The sequence below is a fragment of the Pseudacidovorax sp. RU35E genome (assembly GCF_900156165.1).
GTDB lineage: Bacteria > Pseudomonadota > Gammaproteobacteria > Burkholderiales > Burkholderiaceae_C > Xenophilus.
The window spans coordinates 1-5,773 of record NZ_FTMY01000025.1; the positions used below are offsets into that span (position 1 = coordinate 1).

The window sequence follows — 5,773 nt, forward strand, 5'->3', positions numbered from 1 at the left end:
AAAACAAAAAGCCCCGCAGCGAGGGCTGAGGGGCTTTTTGAGGGCTGTAAGAGCCTGACGATGACCTACTTTCACACGGGAGTCCGCACTATCATCGGCGCTGAGTCGTTTCACTGTCCTGTTCGGGATGGGAAGGAGTGGTACCAACTCGCTATGGTCATCAGGCATAAAGGGTTGTCGTGCTGATTTTTGGGTCAACACGACGAATTCATAGAGTCTGTCAGCTTTAGTTTGATTGCGCCTGGCATAACACCTTGATTGGCTGCTGCATCTTTATATATGCAGCGCACTGAATCAAAGTTATAGGGTCAAGCCGCACGAGCAATTAGTATCGGTTAGCTTAACGCATTACTGCGCTTCCACACCCGACCTATCAACGTTCTGGTCTTGAACGACTCTTCAGGGGGCTCAAGGCCCCGGCAGATCTCATCTTGAAACGAGTTTCCCGCTTAGATGCTTTCAGCGGTTATCTCTTCCACACTTAGCTACTCGGCAATGCCACTGGCGTGACAACCGATACACCAGAGGTGTGTCCACTCCGGTCCTCTCGTACTAGGAGCAGGCTTCCTCAAATCTGCAGCGCCCACGGAAGATAGGGACCAAACTGTCTCACGACGTTTTAAACCCAGCTCACGTACCTCTTTAAATGGCGAACAGCCATACCCTTGGGACCGGCTACAGCCCCAGGATGAGATGAGCCGACATCGAGGTGCCAAACACCGCCGTCGATATGAACTCTTGGGCGGTATCAGCCTGTTATCCCCAGAGTACCTTTTATCCGTTGAGCGATGGCCCTTCCATACAGAACCACCGGATCACTATGTCCTGCTTTCGCATCTGCTCGACTTGTCAGTCTCGCAGTTAAGCACGCTTATGCCATTGCACTATCGTCACGATGTCCGACCGTAACTAGCGTACCTTCGAACTCCTCCGTTACGCTTTGGGAGGAGACCGCCCCAGTCAAACTGCCTACCATGCACTGTCCCCAACCCGGATAACGGGTCTAGGTTAGAACCTCAAACACACCAGGGTGGTATTTCAACGTCGGCTCCATGTGATCTAGCGACCACACTTCAAAGCCTCCCACCTATCCTACACAGATCTGTTCAAAGTCCAATACAAAGCTACAGTAAAGGTTCATGGGGTCTTTCCGTCTTTCCGCGGGGAGATTGCATCATCACAAACATTTCAACTTCGCTGAGTCTCAGGAGGAGACAGTGTGGCCATCGTTACGCCATTCGTGCAGGTCGGAACTTACCCGACAAGGAATTTCGCTACCTTAGGACCGTTATAGTTACGGCCGCCGTTTACTGGGACTTCAATCAAGAGCTTGCACCCCATCATTTAATCTTCCAGCACCGGGCAGGCGTCACACCCTATACGTCCACTTTCGTGTTTGCAGAGTGCTGTGTTTTTAATAAACAGTCGCAGCCACCGATTCTTTGCAACCCTTTCATGCTCCGTTGTTCACTTCACACTACTAGGGCACACCTTCTCCCGAAGTTACGGTGTCAATTTGCCGAGTTCCTTCTCCTGAGTTCTCTCAAGCGCCTTAGAATACTCATCTCGCGCACCAGTGTCGGTTTGCGGTACGGTCGTGTGCAGCTGAAGCTTAGTGGCTTTTCCTGGAACCTCGTTCATTCACTTCGCGAGCAAGCTCGCTCGATCGACAGCCTCGGTATATGTACGCCGGATTTGCCTGACGCACGCCTACTTCTGCCTAAACCGGGACATCCAACACCCGGATGAACTATTAAGATCCGTCCCCACATCGCACTGCACATCGGTACAGGAATATTGACCTGTTTCCCATCAGCTACGCATCTCTGCCTCGCCTTAGGGGCCGACTCACTCTACGCCGATGAACGTTGCGTAGAAAACCTTGCGCTTACGGCGAGCGGGCTTTTCACCCGCTTTAACGCTACTCATGTCAGCATTCGCACTTCTGATACCTCCAGCAGCCTTTACAAGCCACCTTCACAGGCTTACAGAACGCTCTCCTACCACTCACACTTGCGTGTGAATCCGCAGCTTCGGTAACTGGCTTAGCCCCGTTACATCTTCCGCGCAGGACGACTCGATCAGTGAGCTATTACGCTTTCTTTAAATGATGGCTGCTTCTAAGCCAACATCCTGACTGTTTTAGCCTTCCCACTTCGTTTCCCACTTAGCCAATTTTAGGGACCTTAGCTGGCGGTCTGGGTTGTTTCCCTCTTGAGTCCGGACGTTAGCACCCGGTGCTCTGTCTCCCAAGCTCTACTCTTCGGTATTCGGAGTTTGCCTTGGTTTGGTAAGTCGCCATGACCCCCTAGCCAAAACAGTGCTCTACCCCCGAAGGTAATACTTGAGGCACTACCTAAATAGTTTTCGGAGAGAACCAGCTATTTCCAAGTTTGTTTAGCCTTTCACCCCTATCCACAGCTCATCCGCTAGTTTTGCAACACTAGTCGGTTCGGACCTCCAGTACCTGTTACGGCACCTTCATCCTGGCCATGGATAGATCACTTGGTTTCGGGTCTACACCCAGCGACTGAACGCCCTATTCGGACTCGATTTCTCTACGGCTTCCCTATTCGGTTAACCTTGCCACTGAATGTAAGTCGCTGACCCATTATACAAAAGGTACGCAGTCACCCTTGCGGGCTCCTACTTTTTGTAAGCATGCGGTTTCAGGATCTATTTCACTCCCCTCCCGGGGTTCTTTTCGCCTTTCCCTCACGGTACTAGTTCACTATCGGTCGATGATGAGTATTTAGCCTTGGAGGATGGTCCCCCCATGTTCAGACAGGATTACACGTGTCCCGCCCTACTTGTCGCTAGCTCAGTACCACACAGGTCTTTTCGCATACGGGACTATCACCCACTATGGTCGGCCTTTCCATGCCGCTTTGCTAAGTCCTGTGATATCACTAGCAGGCTCCTCCGATTTCGCTCGCCACTACTTTCGGAATCTCGGTTGATGTCTTTTCCTCGAGCTACTGAGATGTTTCAGTTCACCCGGTTCGCCTCGTATCCCTATGTATTCAGAATACGATACCTTTCGGTGGGTTTCCCCATTCGGAAATCTCCGGATCAAAGCTAATTTGCCAGCTCCCCGAAGCTTATCGCAGGCTATCACGTCCTTCGTCGCCTATCATCGCCAAGGCATCCACCACATGCTCTTATTCACTTGACCCTATAACTTTGACCTCTCTCACGAGAGTTCTCAGTCCATCAAGGAATTGTCAGGTCTTTCACCTGACGCGTTATGCCGTCTTCAATTTGCTCTTTTGCAGCAAGCTGAAGTTCATTTGACGCAATCAAAAAATTGTCATCAGAGGCACGGTCCGCACTAAACCTTTACGAATGTGCGGTTTCCTCTGACAACGCTGATTCGACTCTATGAATTTTTAAAGAACAGCCGATTGATCCGGTCTATACCGGACCAACAACAAAGAAGCCTCTTGCAAAGCCTCTTTGGTGTTGGTTTGTTTTTGTTGTTGATGCCCGTTGGCAGGTTGGTGGAGGATGACGGGATCGAACCGACGACCCCCTGCTTGCAAAGCAGGTGCTCTCCCAGCTGAGCTAATCCCCCGATCCCCATCCATGCGTCGCTCGCGCACTCGCGCCCTACGCACTTCTTGCCTCGGAAGAATGGTGGGTCTAGTTGGGCTCGAACCAACGACCCCCGCCTTATCAAGACGGTGCTCTAACCAGCTGAGCTACAGACCCCTGGTCGACATCGCCTCTCAGCAATGCCAACTCGACTCTTCCAACAACCGATAAGTGTGGACGTTTGACTCGGAAACCTCAGTTTCCAGAAAGGAGGTGATCCAGCCGCACCTTCCGATACGGCTACCTTGTTACGACTTCACCCCAGTCACGAACCCTGCCGTGGTAAGCGCCCTCCTTACGGTTAGGCTACCTACTTCTGGCAGAACCCGCTCCCATGGTGTGACGGGCGGTGTGTACAAGACCCGGGAACGTATTCACCGTGACATGCTGATCCACGATTACTAGCGATTCCGACTTCACGCAGTCGAGTTGCAGACTGCGATCCGGACTACGACTGGCTTTATGGGATTAGCTCCCCCTCGCGGGTTGGCAACCCTTTGTACCAGCCATTGTATGACGTGTGTAGCCCCACCTATAAGGGCCATGAGGACTTGACGTCATCCCCACCTTCCTCCGGTTTGTCACCGGCAGTCCCATTAGAGTGCCCTTTCGTAGCAACTAATGGCAAGGGTTGCGCTCGTTGCGGGACTTAACCCAACATCTCACGACACGAGCTGACGACAGCCATGCAGCACCTGTGTTACGGCTCTCTTTCGAGCACTCCTCTATCTCTAAAGGATTCCGTACATGTCAAAGGTGGGTAAGGTTTTTCGCGTTGCATCGAATTAAACCACATCATCCACCGCTTGTGCGGGTCCCCGTCAATTCCTTTGAGTTTCAACCTTGCGGCCGTACTCCCCAGGCGGTCAACTTCACGCGTTAGCTTCGTTACTGAGAAAACTAATTCCCAACAACCAGTTGACATCGTTTAGGGCGTGGACTACCAGGGTATCTAATCCTGTTTGCTCCCCACGCTTTCGTGCATGAGCGTCAGTGCAGGCCCAGGGGATTGCCTTCGCCATCGGTGTTCCTCCGCATATCTACGCATTTCACTGCTACACGCGGAATTCCATCCCCCTCTGCCGCACTCCAGCGATGCAGTCACAAAGGCAGTTCCCAGGTTGAGCCCGGGGATTTCACCTCTGTCTTACATCACCGCCTGCGCACGCTTTACGCCCAGTAATTCCGATTAACGCTCGCACCCTACGTATTACCGCGGCTGCTGGCACGTAGTTAGCCGGTGCTTATTCTTACGGTACCGTCATCAGTTCCCTGTATTAAAAGAAACCTTTTCGTTCCGTACAAAAGCAGTTTACAACCCGAAGGCCTTCATCCTGCACGCGGCATGGCTGGATCAGGCTTGCGCCCATTGTCCAAAATTCCCCACTGCTGCCTCCCGTAGGAGTCTGGGCCGTGTCTCAGTCCCAGTGTGGCTGGTCGTCCTCTCAGACCAGCTACAGATCGTCGGCTTGGTAGGCCTTTACCCCACCAACTACCTAATCTGCCATCGGCCGCTCCGTCCGCGCGAGGTCTTGCGATCCCCCGCTTTCATCCGTAGATCGTATGCGGTATTAGCACAGCTTTCGCTGCGTTATCCCCCACGATCGGGCACGTTCCGATGTATTACTCACCCGTTCGCCACTCGTCAGCACCTTGCGGCCTGTTACCGTTCGACTTGCATGTGTAAGGCATGCCGCCAGCGTTCAATCTGAGCCAGGATCAAACTCTACAGTTCGATCTTTGAATACTCATAAAACGGAATCGAAGTGAACTTCACTTCTTCTCTATTCCATGAGCGTTTGAATGAGCTATAAGCTCAAGTTCCGAAGAACTCGATTCCCTCATCAAACGCCCACGCTTATCGGCTGTATGTTTTTAACGTTCACCAGAAAGCAGCACCAAAGCACCTCTTTCTGTCGTCTTCGCTGCGATCAGCGAAGCCCTCGATTATGACAGCTTTTATAAAGACCTGTCAAACTTTCGGGTCTTTCGTCTCGCAAGCCACCGAAGCAACCCACTAAACCAACTACCCGCAACACCCTTCAGCTACTAACTTCGCTGCTTTGTGTCGAGCCCTCGATTATGACACGCTTCTTTTTAAGAAGGCAACTTCTTTTTCATCAGAAGCCGCTGCCACTCTCTCAAGCCACCCACCAACCAAACTCAGCAAAAAAGCTGC

Annotated in this window: 2 tRNA genes and 3 rRNA genes; all 5 read right to left on the reverse strand. The window is 52.1% G+C overall.

The features are described 5' to 3' along the window. Window positions 1-52 precede the first annotated feature (52 nt). Window positions 53-165, reverse strand: a 5S ribosomal RNA gene (gene rrf / locus BXA03_RS26235). Between the two features lie 139 nt (window positions 166-304). Then, window positions 305-3,175, reverse strand: a 23S ribosomal RNA gene (locus BXA03_RS26240). 323 nt (window positions 3,176-3,498) lie between these two features. Next, window positions 3,499-3,574, reverse strand: a tRNA-Ala gene (locus BXA03_RS26245). A 60-nt stretch (window positions 3,575-3,634) separates the two neighbouring features. After that, window positions 3,635-3,711: transfer RNA gene (locus BXA03_RS26250), tRNA-Ile, on the reverse strand. A gap of 89 nt (window positions 3,712-3,800) precedes the next feature. Beyond that, window positions 3,801-5,329, reverse strand: a 16S ribosomal RNA gene (locus BXA03_RS26255). Together the 16S, 23S and 5S rRNA genes with 2 tRNA genes alongside form the textbook arrangement of a ribosomal RNA operon. Between the last annotated feature and the right edge of the window lie 444 nt (window positions 5,330-5,773).